15 protein-coding genes and 2 pseudogenes are annotated in these 15,859 nt (G+C 54.2%); 3 read left to right on the forward strand and 14 right to left on the reverse strand.

Translation table 11 applies throughout. From position 1 onward, the window contains the following. Window positions 1-80: 80 nt before the first annotated feature. The 7 genes from nanR to zapE all read right to left on the reverse strand — a co-directional run bounded on the left by nanR (window position 81) and on the right by zapE (window position 5,602). Window positions 81-872, reverse strand: coding sequence for a transcriptional regulator NanR (nanR, locus tag N7E69_RS05780; RefSeq protein WP_000382926.1), 792 nt, complete (start codon window positions 870-872; stop codon window positions 81-83). Window positions 873-980: 108 nt separating this feature from the next. Beyond that, entirely contained in the window at window positions 981-1,481 is a 501-nt protein-coding gene (gene sspB / locus N7E69_RS05785; RefSeq protein ID WP_000366112.1) for a ClpXP protease specificity-enhancing factor, read from the reverse strand. Window positions 1,482-1,486: 5 nt separating this feature from the next. Further along, window positions 1,487-2,125, reverse strand: a complete 639-nt coding sequence (sspA, locus tag N7E69_RS05790) for a stringent starvation protein SspA (RefSeq protein WP_000257298.1) — start codon at window positions 2,123-2,125, stop codon at window positions 1,487-1,489. Window positions 2,126-2,387: 262 nt separating this feature from the next. Next, window positions 2,388-3,140 carry a DUF695 domain-containing protein gene (locus N7E69_RS05795; RefSeq protein WP_000950539.1) on the reverse strand — a complete coding sequence of 251 codons (753 nt, stop codon included), beginning with the start codon at window positions 3,138-3,140 and terminating at the stop codon, window positions 2,388-2,390. Between the two features lie 199 nt (window positions 3,141-3,339). Continuing rightward, window positions 3,340-3,732, reverse strand: a complete 393-nt coding sequence (gene rpsI, locus N7E69_RS05800; RefSeq protein ID WP_000829815.1) for a 30S ribosomal protein S9 — start codon at window positions 3,730-3,732, stop codon at window positions 3,340-3,342. 15 nt (window positions 3,733-3,747) lie between these two features. Beyond that, window positions 3,748-4,176, reverse strand: a complete 429-nt coding sequence (rplM, locus tag N7E69_RS05805) for a 50S ribosomal protein L13 (protein WP_000847559.1) — start codon at window positions 4,174-4,176, stop codon at window positions 3,748-3,750. A gap of 301 nt (window positions 4,177-4,477) precedes the next feature. Continuing rightward, window positions 4,478-5,602, reverse strand: a complete 1,125-nt coding sequence (gene zapE / locus N7E69_RS05810) for a cell division protein ZapE (RefSeq protein WP_001191221.1) — start codon at window positions 5,600-5,602, stop codon at window positions 4,478-4,480. Between the two features lie 192 nt (window positions 5,603-5,794). Between zapE and zapG the strand changes: the two genes are divergently transcribed. From zapG to degS, 3 genes are all read left to right on the forward strand, one after another. Next, window positions 5,795-6,193, forward strand: coding sequence for a Z-ring associated protein ZapG (zapG, locus tag N7E69_RS05815; protein WP_001519074.1), 399 nt, complete (start codon window positions 5,795-5,797; stop codon window positions 6,191-6,193). A 156-nt stretch (window positions 6,194-6,349) separates the two neighbouring features. Next, on the forward strand, window positions 6,350-7,717 hold the full coding sequence (degQ, locus tag N7E69_RS05820; RefSeq protein ID WP_000716697.1) for a serine endoprotease DegQ: 1,368 nt from the start codon (window positions 6,350-6,352) through the stop codon (window positions 7,715-7,717). 92 nt (window positions 7,718-7,809) lie between these two features. Continuing rightward, window positions 7,810-8,880, forward strand: coding sequence for an outer membrane-stress sensor serine endopeptidase DegS (gene degS / locus N7E69_RS05825; RefSeq protein ID WP_000497705.1), 1,071 nt, complete (start codon window positions 7,810-7,812; stop codon window positions 8,878-8,880). A 33-nt stretch (window positions 8,881-8,913) separates the two neighbouring features. Here the strand turns inward: degS and N7E69_RS05830 are convergent, their stop codons facing one another. From N7E69_RS05830 to N7E69_RS05860, 7 genes and pseudogenes are all read right to left on the reverse strand, one after another. Further along, on the reverse strand, window positions 8,914-9,645 hold the full coding sequence (locus N7E69_RS05830; RefSeq protein ID WP_000602034.1) for a triphosphoribosyl-dephospho-CoA synthase: 732 nt from the start codon (window positions 9,643-9,645) through the stop codon (window positions 8,914-8,916). A 19-nt stretch (window positions 9,646-9,664) separates the two neighbouring features. Further along, the gene (locus N7E69_RS05835) at window positions 9,665-10,966 is read right to left on the reverse strand and encodes an oxalacetate decarboxylase subunit beta (RefSeq protein ID WP_000444831.1); all 1,302 of its coding nucleotides are present in this window, start codon (window positions 10,964-10,966) and stop codon (window positions 9,665-9,667) included. Between the two features lie 12 nt (window positions 10,967-10,978). Continuing rightward, window positions 10,979-12,664, reverse strand: a pseudogene (gene oadA / locus N7E69_RS05840) (sodium-extruding oxaloacetate decarboxylase subunit alpha); the annotation flags it as partial. After that, window positions 12,650-12,868 (reverse strand): annotated as a pseudogene (locus N7E69_RS05845) (oxaloacetate decarboxylase subunit gamma); the annotation flags it as partial. The pseudogenes oadA and N7E69_RS05845, both read right to left, overlap by 15 nt. A gap of 156 nt (window positions 12,869-13,024) precedes the next feature. Further along, a complete protein-coding gene (gene ttdB / locus N7E69_RS05850; protein WP_000162404.1) occupies window positions 13,025-13,642 on the reverse strand; it encodes a L(+)-tartrate dehydratase subunit beta in 618 nt (205 codons plus the stop codon). Beyond that, window positions 13,642-14,541 (reverse strand): L(+)-tartrate dehydratase subunit alpha, encoded by a 900-nt coding sequence (gene ttdA / locus N7E69_RS05855; RefSeq protein WP_000045350.1) that lies wholly within the window; start codon window positions 14,539-14,541, stop codon window positions 13,642-13,644. The genes ttdB and ttdA overlap by 1 nt, the downstream gene beginning before the upstream one ends. A 32-nt stretch (window positions 14,542-14,573) precedes the next feature. Continuing rightward, a complete protein-coding gene (locus N7E69_RS05860; RefSeq protein WP_000433393.1) occupies window positions 14,574-15,842 on the reverse strand; it encodes an SLC13 family permease in 1,269 nt (422 codons plus the stop codon). Between the last annotated feature and the right edge of the window lie 17 nt (window positions 15,843-15,859).

Here is a 15,859-nt window from a genome sequence, read left to right on the forward strand (position 1 = left end):
CCAGATCAAATAAGCAGCAAATAATACAGAACGCTTATAGTGCGATCTGCTTCACTAAACCGGGATCGGAGGTGCGATCGCTACCGCATTTTTTGACTTTTTTTACCGAGTGCGTGCCAGGTAGCGGAAACGCTATTGAGGTGGGTTTGCAGAGCGCGATCCGCTTTATCGGGATCTCGCTGGCGAATGGCATCAACAATCACAATATGCTGTTGATAACTCACGTTATTATGTTCATGCAGCTCACGATCGGGAACGCTTGGGCGAGCGGCGATTAGCCAGTCCAGCAGAGCAACATGAATAGCCATAAAGATCGGATTGCCGGGAATTTCAGCCAACACCCGGTGAAACTCGACATCCGAACGAATAAACAGCGCGTTGTCATCCAGCGACTGGCTATTAATTTCCAGCGCTTTCGTTAACAACGCGATCTGCTCGTCGGTGGCATGTTCCGCCGCATAGCGTACCAGGCTGGATTCAAAGAAAAGCCGTAGCTGTTCAAAGTGAGCGATGCCGCCAGGATGAGTAAGAAAATCTTTCGCCATACCCGACAGTTCGCTGATGATGGTATCAGCAGAGGGGCGCGAGACGCGGGCGCGTTCGCCGTTATTGATTTGCACCAGACCTTTACGCTTCAGCGCAGCTAACGCTTCACGCACGGAGGGACGTCCCACATTGAAGAAGGCCATTAATTCACGTTCAGACGGTAGCTGTTCTCCCTCGCCAAACTCATGACGGCGGATCATCTGCTCCAGCTCTTCCTCAACCATTTCAGACAGTTTTTTACGCGCCAGCGGGCGGCGGCGCAAACTACGCCCGAGGGATGTCGGTGAATCTTCTGCTTGCGAATCAAATGCGTTCATAACGTCCATTCATGAGTGGTCGGTGGCAAATAATAGCAAGCTTATCGTAACACAGCTTCAAAAGCAGGGTGAACCCGCGAGGAGGCCAAACAAAACAGGCCCTTCAGGGCCTGTTGATTATTTTACTACGCGCAGTGCCGGACGTCCGCCACGCGGCGGAGGCGGCTCGTCATCAGGACTACTGTCGTCATCGTGGTCGGGCTTATCGCCATCAATGACGGACATCACGGTCTCGCTTTCCGCGCCTGCGGTATTGTCATCATCATTTAAGCTGACAACGTCTTCATCATAGGCGGCTTCAGGCTCAAACATGGTGCCTGCGCCGTTTTCACGGGCGTAAATCGCCAGCACCGCAGCCAAAGGCACAGAAACCTGACGGGGAACGCCGCCGAAGCGCGCATTAAAACGCACTTCATCATTAGACAGCTCCAGATTACCTACCGCCCGCGGCGCAATATTGAGGACGATTTGCCCATCGCGCGCATATTCCATAGGGACATGCACGCCAGGCAGCATCACATCCACCACCAGATGCGGAGTCAACTGGTTATCCAGCAACCACTCGTAGAAAGCACGCAACAGATAGGGACGACGCGGCGTCAACTGTGACAAATCCATACAGGTTAACCCCGACCGAGGCGCATTTCACGTTCAGCTTCGGTTAAAGAAGCCAGGAAAGAATCACGTTCAAAGACGCGGGTCATATAGCCTTTCAGCTCTTTCGCCCCTGCGCCGCTGAATTCAATACCCAACTGCGGTAAACGCCACAAGAGAGGCGCCAGGTAGCAATCAACCAGGCTGAATTCGTCGCTCAGGAAATACGGTTTCTGACCAAATACCGGCGCAATCGCCAGCAGCTCTTCACGCAGTTGTTTACGCGCAGAGTCGGCCTCGGAAGCAGACCCGTTTACGATGACGTTCATCAGCGTATACCAGTCTTTTTCAATACGGTGCATGTACAGACGGCTTTCACCGCGCGCGACCGGATAAACCGGCATCAGCGGCGGATGAGGGAAACGCTCATCCAGATATTCCATAATGATGCGAGATTCCCACAGGGTCAGCTCACGATCCACCAGTGTCGGAACGCTTTGATTCGGGTTGAGGTCAATCAGATCCTGAGGTGGATTGTCCTTTTCCACATGTTCGATCTCAAAACTAACACCCTTTTCAGCCAACACAATGCGGACCTGATGGCTATAGATGTCAGTAGGACCAGAAAACAGCGTCATTACCGAACGTTTGTTGGCAGCGACAGCCATGAAAACCTCCAGGTATATTCAGAATTTTTACTGCTACCAGCCACAATGTGACCAGCCAGATGTTATGTCACCCAGGGCGAAAAAAGCCATCATTGCTCAGAAACGAGACAAAAAATGAACATTCCCCGCTATTTGGGCAGAAAATTGGATGATAGTTTACCAGATTTTGTGACCTTTGTGGTGAGTCGATTCTGGAAATGAGGAAAAAGAGATATTCCTGGTCTGAAATGCTCGCCCCACCTGAGATATTGTCTTTCGCCTGTTATGCCTGTACTACCGGTGCGCCCCAGCCATCAAAACTGCCGCCATGTTTTTCAGCCAGATCGGTAAGCTGGCAAGTGATTTCTGTCATATGCCATTGTTGCGGAGCATCGGTGCTGATAAAAGACGCCATAAACCCCTGTTGCGGGTCATTCATTCGAATACTGACCAGCGTTATGCCATACGGTAATGCAGCAATATCTTGCGCCAAGTCGCGCGCTGCGACCTCTGTAGGCAATGTCGCATAATAATCAATAGCGCGCGGAAGCGTCAGATCATCACCTTGTTCCTGTAATCCCCGGCACACACGGGAATCGTGTATCCAGTTCCAGTCGTATCGGGTTGGATACAAGAACTGGCGGTAAAAGTTTCCTTTATCATTGTGACTCTCTCTATAACTAAAAGAGATTTCCGGGCCACCAGCGAGCAATTTATCCAGCGTCTTTTCCCAGTTAAGATCCTCTTCCGACATGAACACAAAATCGCGCCAGCCTTGTTGGGTAACCACACCCACCAGCCAGATCGGAAACGTCTTCCCCTTTTCATCAAGCCAGTCCTCTATACGATTTAAACGCTGTGTTTCATCGGGCTGCGGTAAACCATTTTCATAACAGTTGGTGTAATGAACACGTAAGAACCCGGTATGGATAAGGCGATCAAATTTTTCATCCTGAATGGCGCCGATATCCACACGTATACCCGTAACATGGTCATCCACCGTTGTTATAAAGAATTCCCATTTATTCGACAGCATTAACGACTCTTTCTTAGTAAACAATGAGTTAAAAAATCCCACTGCGACTTCCTTTTCTCTGAGCGTGCATGAAAGATGAATAAGATGAGAATAATGCTAAAGATAGGGAGGAAAAGAGACTGGATTCGGACTTTAGCCATAAAAAAACCCGCCGAAGCGGGTTTTTTCGCTAACAGTTGTCTGCCGAAGCAGAACCCCATTAACGTTTGGAGAACTGCGGACGACGACGTGCTTTACGCAGGCCGACTTTCTTACGTTCAACCTGACGAGCGTCACGAGTAACGAAGCCAGCTTTACGCAGTTCGCCACGCAGGGACTCGTCGTACTCCATCAGAGCGCGGGTGATACCGTGACGGATCGCACCAGCCTGACCAGAGATACCACCACCTTTAACAGTGATGTACAGATCCAGTTTCTCAACCATGTCGACCAGTTCCAGCGGCTGACGAACTACCATGCGGGCAGTTTCACGACCGAAGTACTGTTCCAGAGAACGTTGGTTGATAACGATTTTACCGTTGCCCGGTTTGATGAACACGCGAGCTGCGGAACTTTTGCGGCGACCAGTGCCGTAGTATTGATTTTCAGCCATTGCCTATAATCCCGATTAGATGTCAAGAACTTGCGGTTGCTGTGCCGCGTGGTTGTGCTCGTTGCCCGCGTAAACTTTCAGTTTACGGAACATAGCACGACCCAGCGGACCTTTTGGCAGCATGCCTTTAACCGCGATTTCAATCACACGCTCAGGACGGCGGGCAATCATCTCTTCAAAGGTCGCTTGTTTGATACCACCGATGTGGCCGGTGTGGTGATAGTACACTTTGTCAGTACGCTTGTTGCCGGTTACAGCAACTTTGTCAGCGTTCAGAACGATGATGTAATCACCAGTATCTACGTGCGGAGTGTATTCCGCTTTGTGCTTACCGCGCAGGCGACGAGCCAGTTCAGTAGCCAGACGGCCCAGAGTTTTACCGGTCGCGTCAACAACATACCAGTCGCGTTTTACGGTTTCTGGTTTAGCTGTAAAAGTTTTCATTAAAAGCTTACCCAAATAAATAAGTTACACGTTGGTGAACACCCAAACGTTTTAAATAGTTGAGGTTCACACGACAAAGTCCGGTAAACCTACCCCCTCGGATATGTTTGGCCGGCACAGAGAAAGTTTGGGAAAAAACTCTCTTGTAACGTGGGGTCGCAGGATTATAGAGAAGTCCAGGTCAAAGATCGACCCCTTTTTGCGATTTGCCGCGGGTTTTGTTCAGGCCTGGTTCACCCTCGGTCGGGGAGGTTGCACAGATATAATACCGCATAATGCCGGGGCGCTGCGCTTGTCCGGCTTACGGCATATGCTCCCGCTTGAGGTACTCCGCACTCTGCATCTCTTGCAGGCGTGACAGACAGCGCTGAAATTCAAACTTGAGCTGTTCCCCCTGATAAATTTCATATAACGGTGCGGCGGCGCTGACCACCAGCTTAACGTGGCGCTCGTAAAACTCATCCACCAGCGCAATAAAGCGGCGCGCTTCGTTCTCCATCAGCGGCGTCATGACCGGCACGTCAAACAGCAGAACCGTGTGAAATAACCTTGAGAGCGCAATGTAATCATGCTGGCTGCGGGCCTCGACGCACAGCGTAGCGAAAGAGACCGCTAGCGTTTGGTTTTCAACGCCCAGGGTGGATAAAGAGCGATGATTGATTTCCAGCGTCGGAGCGTGCTCGCGCGCGGCCCCCGCTAACGCCAGCCACAGTTTATCCATTTGCCGCCGGGTTTCATCATTAAGCGGCGTTAGCCATAAATGGGCCTGCGTCAGCGTCCGCAGCCGGTAATCGACGCCGGCGTCCACATTCATAATGTCGCAGTGCTGTTTAATGGCATCGATAGCCGGCAGGAAGCGGGCGCGTTGCAAACCGTTGCGGTAGAGTTCATCCGGCGGAATATTGGAGGTCGCGACCAGCGTAATGCCGCGTGCAAACAGCGCTTTCATTAAACCGCCCAGCAGCATGGCGTCGGTAATATCGGTGACGAAAAACTCATCGAAACACAGTACGTCCGTCTCGGTTTTAAACCGATCGGCAATAATGTCTAACGGATCGATCTGTCCCTGTAGCGCGGTAAGTTCTTCATGCACGCGCAGCATAAACCGATGAAAATGCAGGCGTAATTTTCGCTCACCCGGCAGGCTGTGGTAGAAGAGATCCATGAGCCAGGTTTTGCCGCGACCCACGCCCCCCCACATATACAGCCCGCGAACCGGTATTTGCGCGTCCGGTTCGTTTTTGCCTAATAATTTCCCCAGTCGCGCTATCAGTCCGCCGGGTGGCGTAGCCGACGATTTTTTCGCGGTGAGCGCCTGATAAAGGGTTTCCAGACGGTCGACCGCCTCTTTCTGTACGTCGTCAGGCTGATGGGTGCCTTCGTTGAGTGCCTGGAGATAACGCGATGTAGGGGAAAGGCTTTGCATAATGTTATTGTTATTCCTTGAAAATCGATGTGCCGTCGTTCACGGCTGACGAAAAAAAGGCCGTTCTACACTACGCGATATGCTGTCGGGATTCCACTTCTACGGAATTAGCGGTTATAGTGGCATAATCAGGCGCGGGCATGGAGCCTGGAGCCAACACCCTACGGAAACATAAGACAACGGGAGATGTTCATGACCTGGGAATATGCGCTAATTGGATTAGTCGTCGGTATCATCATTGGTGCCGTGGCCATGCGTTTTGGCAATCGTAAGTTACGTCAACAGCAGGCATTGCAGTACGAACTGGAAAAAAACAAAGCTGAGCTGGAAGAGTACCGTGAAGAGCTGGTTAGCCACTTTGCTCGCAGCGCGGAACTGCTGGATACCATGGCGCATGATTACCGCCAGCTGTACCAGCATATGGCGAAAAGCTCCAGCAGCCTGCTGCCGGAAATGTCTGCGGAGTCGAATCCGTTCCGTAACCGTCTGGCGGAGTCTGAGGCGAGCAACGATCAGGCGCCAGTACAAATGCCACGTGATTATTCTGAAGGCGCGTCTGGCCTGTTACGTAGCGGCGCAAAGCGCGATTAATCGCACGCCGTTAAGAAATTTATCGGGCGCATCGCTTGCGCCCTCTCTCTATCTTTCCTGTCCCAGCTATTATCATTGTTACCAGGCTGAAAATTCAATAACATCAATCTGTTTTGAATTGTCTATCCGTTCATTCAAGGTACGAGAGCAGCATCCATGAAAAAACACACCCAGCTGTTAAGTGCATTAGCGTTAAGTGTCGGGTTAACTCTTTCGGCGCCGTTTCCAGCCCTTGCATCGATACCAAGCCAGGTGCCAGGCCAGGCGACGCTGCCAAGCCTTGCCCCTATGCTGGAGAAAGTGCTGCCTGCTGTCGTCAGCGTAAAAGTCGAGGGAACCGCCGCCCAGAGCCAAAAAGTGCCGGAGGAGTTTAAAAAATTCTTTGGCGAGGATCTGCCAGACCAGCCGTCCCAGCCGTTTGAAGGACTCGGTTCGGGGGTGATTATCGATGCCGCGAAAGGCTATGTATTAACCAATAATCATGTGATTAATCAGGCACAGAAGATCAGTATTCAACTGAATGACGGACGCGAATTCGACGCGAAGCTGATCGGCGGCGACGACCAGAGCGATATCGCTCTGTTACAAATTCAGAATCCCAGCAAGTTAACGCAAATTGCCATCGCCGATTCCGACAAACTCCGCGTCGGCGATTTCGCCGTGGCGGTCGGTAATCCGTTTGGTCTAGGACAAACCGCCACCTCCGGGATTATTTCAGCGCTGGGACGCAGCGGGCTTAATCTGGAAGGGCTTGAGAACTTTATTCAAACCGATGCCTCTATTAACCGCGGCAACTCCGGCGGCGCGCTGCTTAACCTGAACGGCGAGCTGATCGGGATTAATACCGCGATCCTCGCGCCAGGGGGCGGGAGCATCGGCATTGGCTTTGCTATTCCTTCCAATATGGCGCAGACGCTGGCGCAGCAGTTGATTCAGTTCGGCGAAATCAAACGCGGATTGCTGGGAATTAAAGGCACTGAAATGACCGCTGATATTGCTAAGGCATTCAAACTGAACGTTCAGCGTGGCGCTTTTGTCAGCGAGGTTTTACCCAATTCAGGTTCGGCGAAGGCCGGGGTGAAATCCGGAGACGTGATTATCAGTCTTAACGGTAAGCCGCTGAATAGCTTTGCCGAACTGCGTTCGCGTATCGCCACCACCGAACCGGGCACGAAAGTGAAGCTGGGCCTGCTGCGCGATGGTAAGCCGCTGGAGGTGGAAGTCACGCTGGATTCCAATACCTCTTCTTCCGCCAGCGCCGAAATGATCGCCCCGGCGTTGCAAGGCGCGACGTTGAGCGACGGCCAGCTGAAAGACGGGACGAAAGGCGTTAAGGTTGATAGCGTCGAAAAAAGCAGTCCTGCCGCGCAGGCCGGTTTGCAAAAAGATGATGTTATCATCGGCGTTAACCGCGATCGCATCAGTTCTATCGCCGAAATGCGCAAAGTGATGGCGGCAAAACCGTCCATCATTGCTCTTCAGGTAGTACGCGGCAACGAGAACATTTATCTATTGCTGCGCTAATCCTGTCTTAAACCGGGCATCAGCCTGCGATGTGATGTCCGGTTAACTCATGGTATGCTGCTGCCGTTCCCTTTTTTAACGACGCCTCCATCATGTTTGTGAAGCTCTTACGTTCGGTCGCAATAGGTTTAATTGTCGGCGCTATTCTGTTGGCCGTCATGCCTTCTTTGCGCAAAATTAATCCTATCGCCGTCCCGCAATTCGACAGTACCGATGAGACGCCAGCCAGTTATAATTTTGCGGTTCGCCGCGCCGCGCCTGCCGTCGTCAACGTCTATAACCGCAGTATGAACAGTACCGCGCATAATCAACTGGAGATCCGCACGCTAGGTTCCGGCGTGATCATGGATCAACGCGGTTATATTATTACCAACAAGCACGTGATTAACGATGCCGATCAGATTATCGTCGCGCTACAGGATGGCCGCGTCTTTGAAGCGCTACTGGTTGGCTCCGATTCGCTTACCGATCTGGCGGTGCTGAAGATCAACGCCACTGGCGGGCTGCCTACCATCCCGATTAATACAAAGCGTACACCGCATATTGGCGACGTCGTACTGGCTATCGGCAACCCATATAATCTGGGACAGACCATCACCCAGGGGATCATCAGCGCAACGGGTCGTATCGGCCTGAACCCGACGGGGCGACAGAATTTTCTCCAGACCGACGCCTCGATTAACCACGGTAATTCCGGCGGCGCGCTGGTCAACTCGTTAGGCGAACTGATGGGGATCAACACCCTCTCTTTTGATAAGAGTAACGATGGCGAAACGCCGGAAGGCCTTGGTTTTGCGATTCCCTTCCAGCTAGCCACGAAAATTATGGATAAGCTTATCCGCGACGGTCGCGTGATTCGCGGCTATATCGGTATTGGCGGACGAGAAATCGCGCCGCTGCACGCGCAGCAGGGTAGCGGCATGGACCCGATTCAGGGCATTGTCGTTAATGAAGTGACGCCAAACGGCCCCGCCGCGCTTGCCGGTATTCAGGTTAATGATTTGATTATTTCGGTCAATAATAAACCCGCTGTGTCCGCGCTGGAGACGATGGATCAGGTGGCGGAAATCCGCCCGGGCTCCGTCATTCCGGTCGTGGTAATGCGGGATGATAAGCAGCTCACGTTCCAGGTGACGGTGCAGGAATACCCGGCGTCGAACTAAAACGACGCGGCTTTTGCCCGCGTCGTTCGACGACTAGTCAATAAAGACTGGCCCTGCCGGAAAATGCGCCAGGAAACTCGTGAAGATCAGCAGAGCGGGGAGACTTTTCTCCCCGACGGCTTCTTCACGCAGCGCCTTATCCAGTACAAGCAGGCTATGCTCCCCCCCTTCCCCCAAAATGCCGCCCATCCAGAGCAGTCGTTGCGCCTGTTGACGCGCATACTGCGATGCGCTTTTCCAGGCAACCAGATGCAGCAACGTTTGTAACAGCAGGATCCGAGACGCGTGACCATCGCGTTGTAATCGCCTGAATACGGGTAATGCAATACTACGTACCGTCGAGAAACCGCTCGCCGCCTCCCCCTCAATCGGCGATAAACCAACAGCCGCCTGTTTGACGAAATCGCATAACTGATTGTGTGTTAATGGCCGCTCGCCTGCGCTCATATACCCTGCGGCAAAACAGAGTAACCCGATACCCTGAGCCCAATCGGTCGATGGCAGAATCCCCTGCGGAACATTCGGTGCCGACGTCTGTGCGGCACAAAGCCCCTCGTCGTAACACTGTGCAAAACGTTGCTCATATATTGCTGAGTTGACGCCAGACCACGGCAGCAAATGCAGTGCTGGCTCAAGCTCAGTTATCTGATTCACCGTCTCAACAACATAACGCAAGATGGTTTCTCTGGATGGCATGGATGTACCTTGCCGAAACGCAACCATTTCACTCATTACTGTGTCCTCATTTTGCGGGAGCAGAATCACTGCTCCCGATTAGATTGGATTACATTGCCAGCACGTACTTCAGCATCACGCCCGCGGCAATGGCCGAGCCAATCACCCCGGCCACGTTCGGGCCCATCGCGTGCATCAGCAGAAAGTTCTGCGGGTCCGACTCCAGGCCCACCTTGTTCGATACGCGGGCCGCCATCGGCACCGCCGAGACCCCCGCCGAACCGATAAGCGGGTTGATTTTGTTCTTACTGCACAGGTTCAGCAGCTTCGCCATCAGCACCCCGGCCGCCGTCCCGATACCAAACGCAATCACCCCCAGCAGCAGAATGCCCAGCGTCTGCGGTTGCAGGAACTTGTCCGCTACCAGCTTCGCGCCCACCGACAGCCCGAGGAAGATGGTGACGATATTAATCAGCCCGTTCTGTACCGTGTCGCTCAGACGCTCCACCACGCCGCTTTCACGCATCAGATTGCCAAAGCAGAACATCCCCAGCAGCGGTGCGGCGTCCGGCAACAGCAGCGCCACCAGCAGTAACAGCACCACCGGAAAGAGGATTTTTTCCCGCTTACTCACCGTGCGCAGCTGCACCATGCGGATTTTGCGCTCTTTCTCGCTGGTCAGCGCGCGCATAATCGGCGGCTGGATTAGCGGTACCAGCGCCATATACGAGTACGCCGCCACCGCGATGGCCCCCAGCAGCTCCGGCGCCAGCTTGCCCGACAGATAAATCGCCGTCGGGCCGTCCGCGCCGCCGATAATGCCGATGGCCGCCGCCTGCGGCAGGGTGAAGGAAATCAGGCCGAAGTAGTTCAGCGTCAGCGCCCCCAGTACGGTGGCGAAGATACCGAACTGCGCCGCCGCGCCGAGCAGCAGGGTGCGCGGGTTGGCCAGCAGCGGGCCGAAGTCGGTCATCGCGCCGACGCCCATAAAGATGACCAGCGGCGCGACGCCGGAGCCAATCGCCACTTTATAGAACAGCGCCAGCACCCCCGGCGTGTAGCCCATGTCCACCGCCAGGTTCTCCATCTGGCCCTGCACCGACGGTAGCGCCAGCGCTAATGCCTCTTTAATGGCGTGCACGTCCGGCGCGCAGTTGAGCTTCGCGGCAATCACCGCCAGCTGCCCGGCGTCGTGATGCGCCAGCAGGCTTTCCAGCGCGGTCAGCGCCATACCCGCTTCCGGGATGTTGGAGAGCAGGCCGCCGAAGCCAATCGGCAGCAGCAGTAACGGTTCGAACTTTTTCGCAATCGCCAGCCACAGCAGCAGCAGGCTGACCAGCAGCATGATGGCCTGGCCTGCGCCAAGGTGCATCAGCCCCATGCCCTGAAGCAGGGCGTTCAGACTTTCCATTTCAGTTCTCCGTTACGCCAGCGTCATCAGGGTGTCGCCCACGGAAACCGCGTCCCCGGACTTCACCGCGATACCGCGTACCGTCCCGGCCTGCGCGGCGCGGATTTCGGTTTCCATCTTCATGGCTTCCAGAATCAGCAGCACGTCGCCTTCGGCCACCGTCTGGCCTTCAGCGGCAATCACCTTCCAGATGTTGCCCGCCAGCGGCGCGGTGACCGGTGTGCCGGCGCCCGCCGGAGCAACCGGGGATGCCGCCTGAACCGGCGCAGACGAAGCCGCAGTAAGCTGGCTGATATCGCCGCCGTCGCTGACCTTCACCACAAAGGCTTTGCCTTCCACTTCCACGGTGTAGATACCGGAAGCGGCAGGCTTCTCTGCTTTTGCCACCGGCTGCGCGGCTTCCGCCTGCGGCAGTGGCTCAAACGCCGCCGGGTTATGGCGGTTTTCGAGGAATTTCAGCCCAATCTGCGGGAACAGCGCCACGGTGAGCACGTCGTCGATGGCGTTTCCCGCAAGCTGAATGCCCTTCTCCTGCGCCTGGCGCCTGACGTCCGCTTCCAGTTCAGCCAGCTCCGGCTTCAGCAGGTCCGCCGGGCGGCAGGTCACCGGAGCGCCCCCTTCCAGCACGCGGGCCTGTAACGCGGCGTTCACCGGCACCGGGGTGTGGCCGTATTCGCCTTTCAGAATGCCCGCCGTTTCTTTGGCAATGGTTTTGTAGCGCTCGCCGGTCAGGACATTGAGCACCGCCTGGGTGCCGACAATCTGCGAGGTCGGGGTCACCAGCGGGATAAAGCCGAGGTCCTCGCGCACGCGGGGGATTTCCGCCAGCACCTGGTCGAGTTTGTCCGCCGCGTTCTGCTGCTTCAGCTGGCCTTCCAGGTTAGTGAGCATTCCGCCCGGCACCTGGGCCACCAGAATGCGGCTGTCGTAGCCCTTCAGCTGGCCTTCAAAGGCATGGTATTTTTTGCGCACCTCGCGGAAGTAGGCGGCGATGTTTTCCAGCTTCAGGATATCCAGCCCGGTGTCGTGCTCAGTACCTGCCAACGTCGCCACCAGCGCCTCGGTGGCCGGGTGGCCGTAGGTGGCGCTCATGGAGGAAATCGCCGTGTCCACGCCGTCAACACCCGCCTCGATAGCCTTCAGCAGGGCCATCTCCGCCATCCCGGTGGTGGCGTGACAGTGCAGGTGCAGGCGCACCTCAAAACGTTTTTTGATTTCGCTGACCAGCTCATACGCCGCCATCGGCGTGAGAATGCCGGACATATCCTTGATGGCAATCGAGTCAACGCCGGTTTCCAGCAGTTGCTCCGTTAAATCCAGCCAGGTCTGCAGGGTGTGCGCCGGACTGGTGGTATAGCTCAGCGTGCCCTGGGCGTGCGCGCCGTGGCTGCGTACCGCCTGTAATGCGGCTTTCATATTGCGCGGGTCGTTCATGGCATCGAAGACGCGGAACACGTCCATGCCGTTTTTCACCGCCCGCTCAACGAAGCGTTCCACCACATCATCGGCGTAGTGGCGGTAGCCGAGCAGGTTCTGGCCGCGCAGCAGCATCTGCAGCGGGGTTTTGGGCATGGCTTTTTTGAGTTCGCGCAGGCGGACCCACGGGTCTTCGCCGAGAAAGCGGATACAGGCGTCAAAGGTGGCGCCGCCCCAGCACTCCAGCGAGCCGTAGCCCACGTCATCGAGCGCGGCGGCAATCACCGGCTTTAAGCGGGTGAAGTCGTCCACGACGGGAACGGCGCGCGGTGCGGGCGCGGCGACTGGTTCCGGGAAGAAGCGAGTAATCACGGCAGACATGCCGCGGATGGCGAAAATCAGCAGGAACAGAAACGCCAGCACGAACCCCATGCCGAGGAACATCAGGGTGAAGCCTTCACCTAATAGCAGAGCTGCATTAGTCATAAAATAGCCTTCAGGCAGGAGGCACGATAATGGGGCTATTTATGACGATGAAATAATAAGAGTGGATTTCCCTGAGCCGCCCCCGGCCAGAGCCCTTGGTTATTATTATCGTCATAACGTATTACCACCATTATCGTGCAATTTACGTAATCAGGTTTATTTGATGAAACTTACGTTCTGGCATATTTCATCAGCGACGATCTCTTTACGCTGATTAAAAATAATTTTGTTCTGTTCAAACAGATTATTCCCATGGGTATCAATAGAAACAATCAGCGGGCCAAACTCTTTAACCCGACAGAGCCACAGAGTTTCCGGCATCCCCAGATCGCGCCATTGGGCATCTTCAATTTCTTCCACGCACACGGCGGCTACAACCGCACAACCGGCAGGGAATACGCAGTGCAGCGCTTTGTGTTCAGCACAGCCCTCTTCGGTACCTTTACCCATACCGCCTTTACCCACAATTAATTTCACGCCGGTCTGCGCAATAAATTCTTTTTCGAATTTCTCCATACGCATGCTGGTGGTTGGTCCAACGGAGACCATTTCAAACTTATCGTCTTCGCCTTTAATTGGGCGGACAATGGGGCCAGCGTGTAAAATAGCGCCGCCGCGAACATCTACCGGAAGCTCGCGACCACCTTCAATTAAACGGCGATGGGCTACGTCACGGCAGGTAACAATATGACCATTGAGATAAATAATATCGCCAGCCTTAATATCCGCTAAATCTTCATCTTTAATTGGCGTAGTCAGGATTTTTTTAGTCATCAGAAATTCACTCCGCTGTGAGACGTAATGGTGTAATTCAAATCTTTATCGAAAACGATATGCCCTTTACGGTGCGACCAGCAGCCGACGTTTACCGCCACGCCGATGGTAGAAGGATGACGCGCGGTGTTTTCAATGTTCACGCCCATAACGGAGGTATTACCGGACATCCCCTGCGGCCCCAGGCCAATTTTGTTAATGCCTTCTTCCAGCATTTTTTCCAGCGAGGCTGCACGCTCATTCTCGTTATGCGAACCGATCGGACGCATCAGCGCTTTTTTCGATAGCAGTGCCGCCGTTTCAACAGAGGTCGCTACGCCCACGCCAACCAGCAGCGGCGGACACGCGTTGAGGCCGTAGCTGGTCATCACATCCAGTACAAAGCGGGTCACACCTTCATAGCCTGCACCCGGCATCAGCACCATCGCTTTCCCCGGCAGGGAACAACCGCCGCCCGCCATATAGGTATAAATGCTGCACTGATCGGAATTGGGAACGATCTCCCAGAAGACCGTCGGCGTACCTTTACCCACGTTTTTACCGGTGTTGTATTCATCAAAAGTTTCTACGCTGTTGTGGCGCAGCGGAGAATCGACAGTTGCTTTGATCACCGCCTCACGCAACAACGCTTCCAGCTCGCCAATCAGCGGAAAGTTCGTCCCGCACTCCACCAGAAACTGAATGACACCGGTGTCCTGGCAGGAAGGTCGATCCAGCTCTTTCGCCAGACGCTGGTTCTCAATCATGGTAGTAAAGATGACGTCGGCCAGTTTACTGGTCTCTTTCTTATGCAAATCTTCCAGTTTTGCAGTGACATCATCAGGCAAAACTTTGCCGGTATATCCCACAAACTTGGCCATAACGTCGGTCATATGGGATATCTGTTCACTTTTGCTCATAAATGCTCCTTAGTCAGAACAGCTTCCGTTAATTACGGATGAAAAGGGAAAAGGATTGGCAGCAGGATCAAGCTGACAATGGTTGAAACGATAATCAGGGGGATACCGGCCTTAGCGTAGTCGACAAATTTATAGCCACCCGCGGAGAGCACCATCATGTTGGCAGGCATACCGATAGGGGTTGCGTAGGCGCAGGAACCGCCAATGACCGTCGCCATCAGAACCGCACGCGGGTCGGCCCCCATACCTGCGGCAATGGACAAACTCACCGGCACCAATAGCGCTGTCGTTGCGGTATTGGACATAAAGTTGGTCATCACAACGGATAAGGCGAAAACGGCGATCAGCAACATGAACGGTGAAGAGTTTTGCCCCAGCATGCCGATTACATAGTCCGCAACCAGCTTGCCTGCCCCGGTCATTTCCAGCGCTTTTGCCAGCGCCAGGGTGCCGCCAAAGATAAAAATAGTCTGTGAATCAATGGCTTTATAGGCCTGTTTTTCCGTGAGTACGCCGGTAACTACCAGCACAAGAGCGCCAATACAACCGGTCACGGCCAGGCTGACACCGATCTTCTTCTCAAAGATCATGCCGAGGATCGTTGCGATCAACACCACCAGTGAGAGCCGTTGTTTCCACTGTGGAACATGGCTGTAGTCACGTTGCTCCCCGACGCTCCCCACCTCACCGCCGGTCGCATTATTCGGCAGAAAGCGATAGCCAATAGTCAGGAAGTAGAGAATGCCGCAGATGAGCATCGGGAGACCGATTTTTGCGTATTCAAAAAAGCCAAAGCCGCCGCCAATATTCTGTAGCGCAGACTGCGCGATAAGATTTCCCGGCGCGCCAATTAACGACAGGTTACCGCCCAACGCAGCGGCGAAAACCAGCGGCATCAGTAGACGAGAACGCGAGAAGCCCGATTTTGCCGCCACGCCGATCACCACCGGAATCAAAACCGCAGCGGTACCGGTGTTAGAGAGGACGCCAGACATCAAACCCACCACCACCATAATGGTGAAGATCAGCTGTTTTTCTGTTTTCGCGAAGCGCGTGATGACGCCGCCCACTTTGTTTGCCATACCGGTCTCGAACAACGCACCGCCCACGATGAACATCGCGACAAAGAGGATAACGTTAGTGTCGATAAAGCCAGCAAAGGCCTGTTTGATATTCAGAACGCCGGTGATCACTAAGGCCACGCAGACAATCATGGAAGTGACGGCAAGTGGCACTTTTTCCCATACAAACATGACGATAGCGAACACCAATAAACATAAGGTAAGGGTAATGGGTTCCATATTTATAATTATCCAAT

This window comes from Salmonella sp. 3C (assembly GCF_025426275.1).
Classification (GTDB): Bacteria; Pseudomonadota; Gammaproteobacteria; order Enterobacterales; family Enterobacteriaceae; genus Salmonella; species Salmonella enterica.

Coding starts and splice junctions, on each gene's coding strand:
- rpsI (WP_000829815.1), bottom strand. CDS start 3,732: ATGGCTGAAAATCAATACTACGGCACTGGTCGCCGCAAAAGTTCCGCA.
- sspB (WP_000366112.1), bottom strand. CDS start 1,481: ATGGATTTGTCACAGTTGACGCCGCGTCGTCCCTATCTGTTGCGTGCT.
- zapE (WP_001191221.1), bottom strand. CDS start 5,602: ATGCAAAGCCTTTCCCCTACATCGCGTTATCTCCAGGCACTCAACGAA.
- degQ (WP_000716697.1), top strand. CDS start 6,350: ATGAAAAAACACACCCAGCTGTTAAGTGCATTAGCGTTAAGTGTCGGG.
- rplM (WP_000847559.1), bottom strand. CDS start 4,176: ATGAAAACTTTTACAGCTAAACCAGAAACCGTAAAACGCGACTGGTAT.
- zapG (WP_001519074.1), top strand. CDS start 5,795: ATGACCTGGGAATATGCGCTAATTGGATTAGTCGTCGGTATCATCATT.
- nanR (WP_000382926.1), bottom strand. CDS start 872: ATGGACGTTATGAACGCATTTGATTCGCAAGCAGAAGATTCACCGACA.
- ttdA (WP_000045350.1), bottom strand. CDS start 14,541: ATGAGCAAAAGTGAACAGATATCCCATATGACCGACGTTATGGCCAAG.
- N7E69_RS05860 (WP_000433393.1), bottom strand. CDS start 15,842: ATGGAACCCATTACCCTTACCTTATGTTTATTGGTGTTCGCTATCGTC.
- degS (WP_000497705.1), top strand. CDS start 7,810: ATGTTTGTGAAGCTCTTACGTTCGGTCGCAATAGGTTTAATTGTCGGC.
- N7E69_RS05835 (WP_000444831.1), bottom strand. CDS start 10,966: ATGGAAAGTCTGAACGCCCTGCTTCAGGGCATGGGGCTGATGCACCTT.
- sspA (WP_000257298.1), bottom strand. CDS start 2,125: ATGGCTGTCGCTGCCAACAAACGTTCGGTAATGACGCTGTTTTCTGGT.
- ttdB (WP_000162404.1), bottom strand. CDS start 13,642: ATGACTAAAAAAATCCTGACTACGCCAATTAAAGATGAAGATTTAGCG.
- N7E69_RS05795 (WP_000950539.1), bottom strand. CDS start 3,140: ATGCTGTCGAATAAATGGGAATTCTTTATAACAACGGTGGATGACCAT.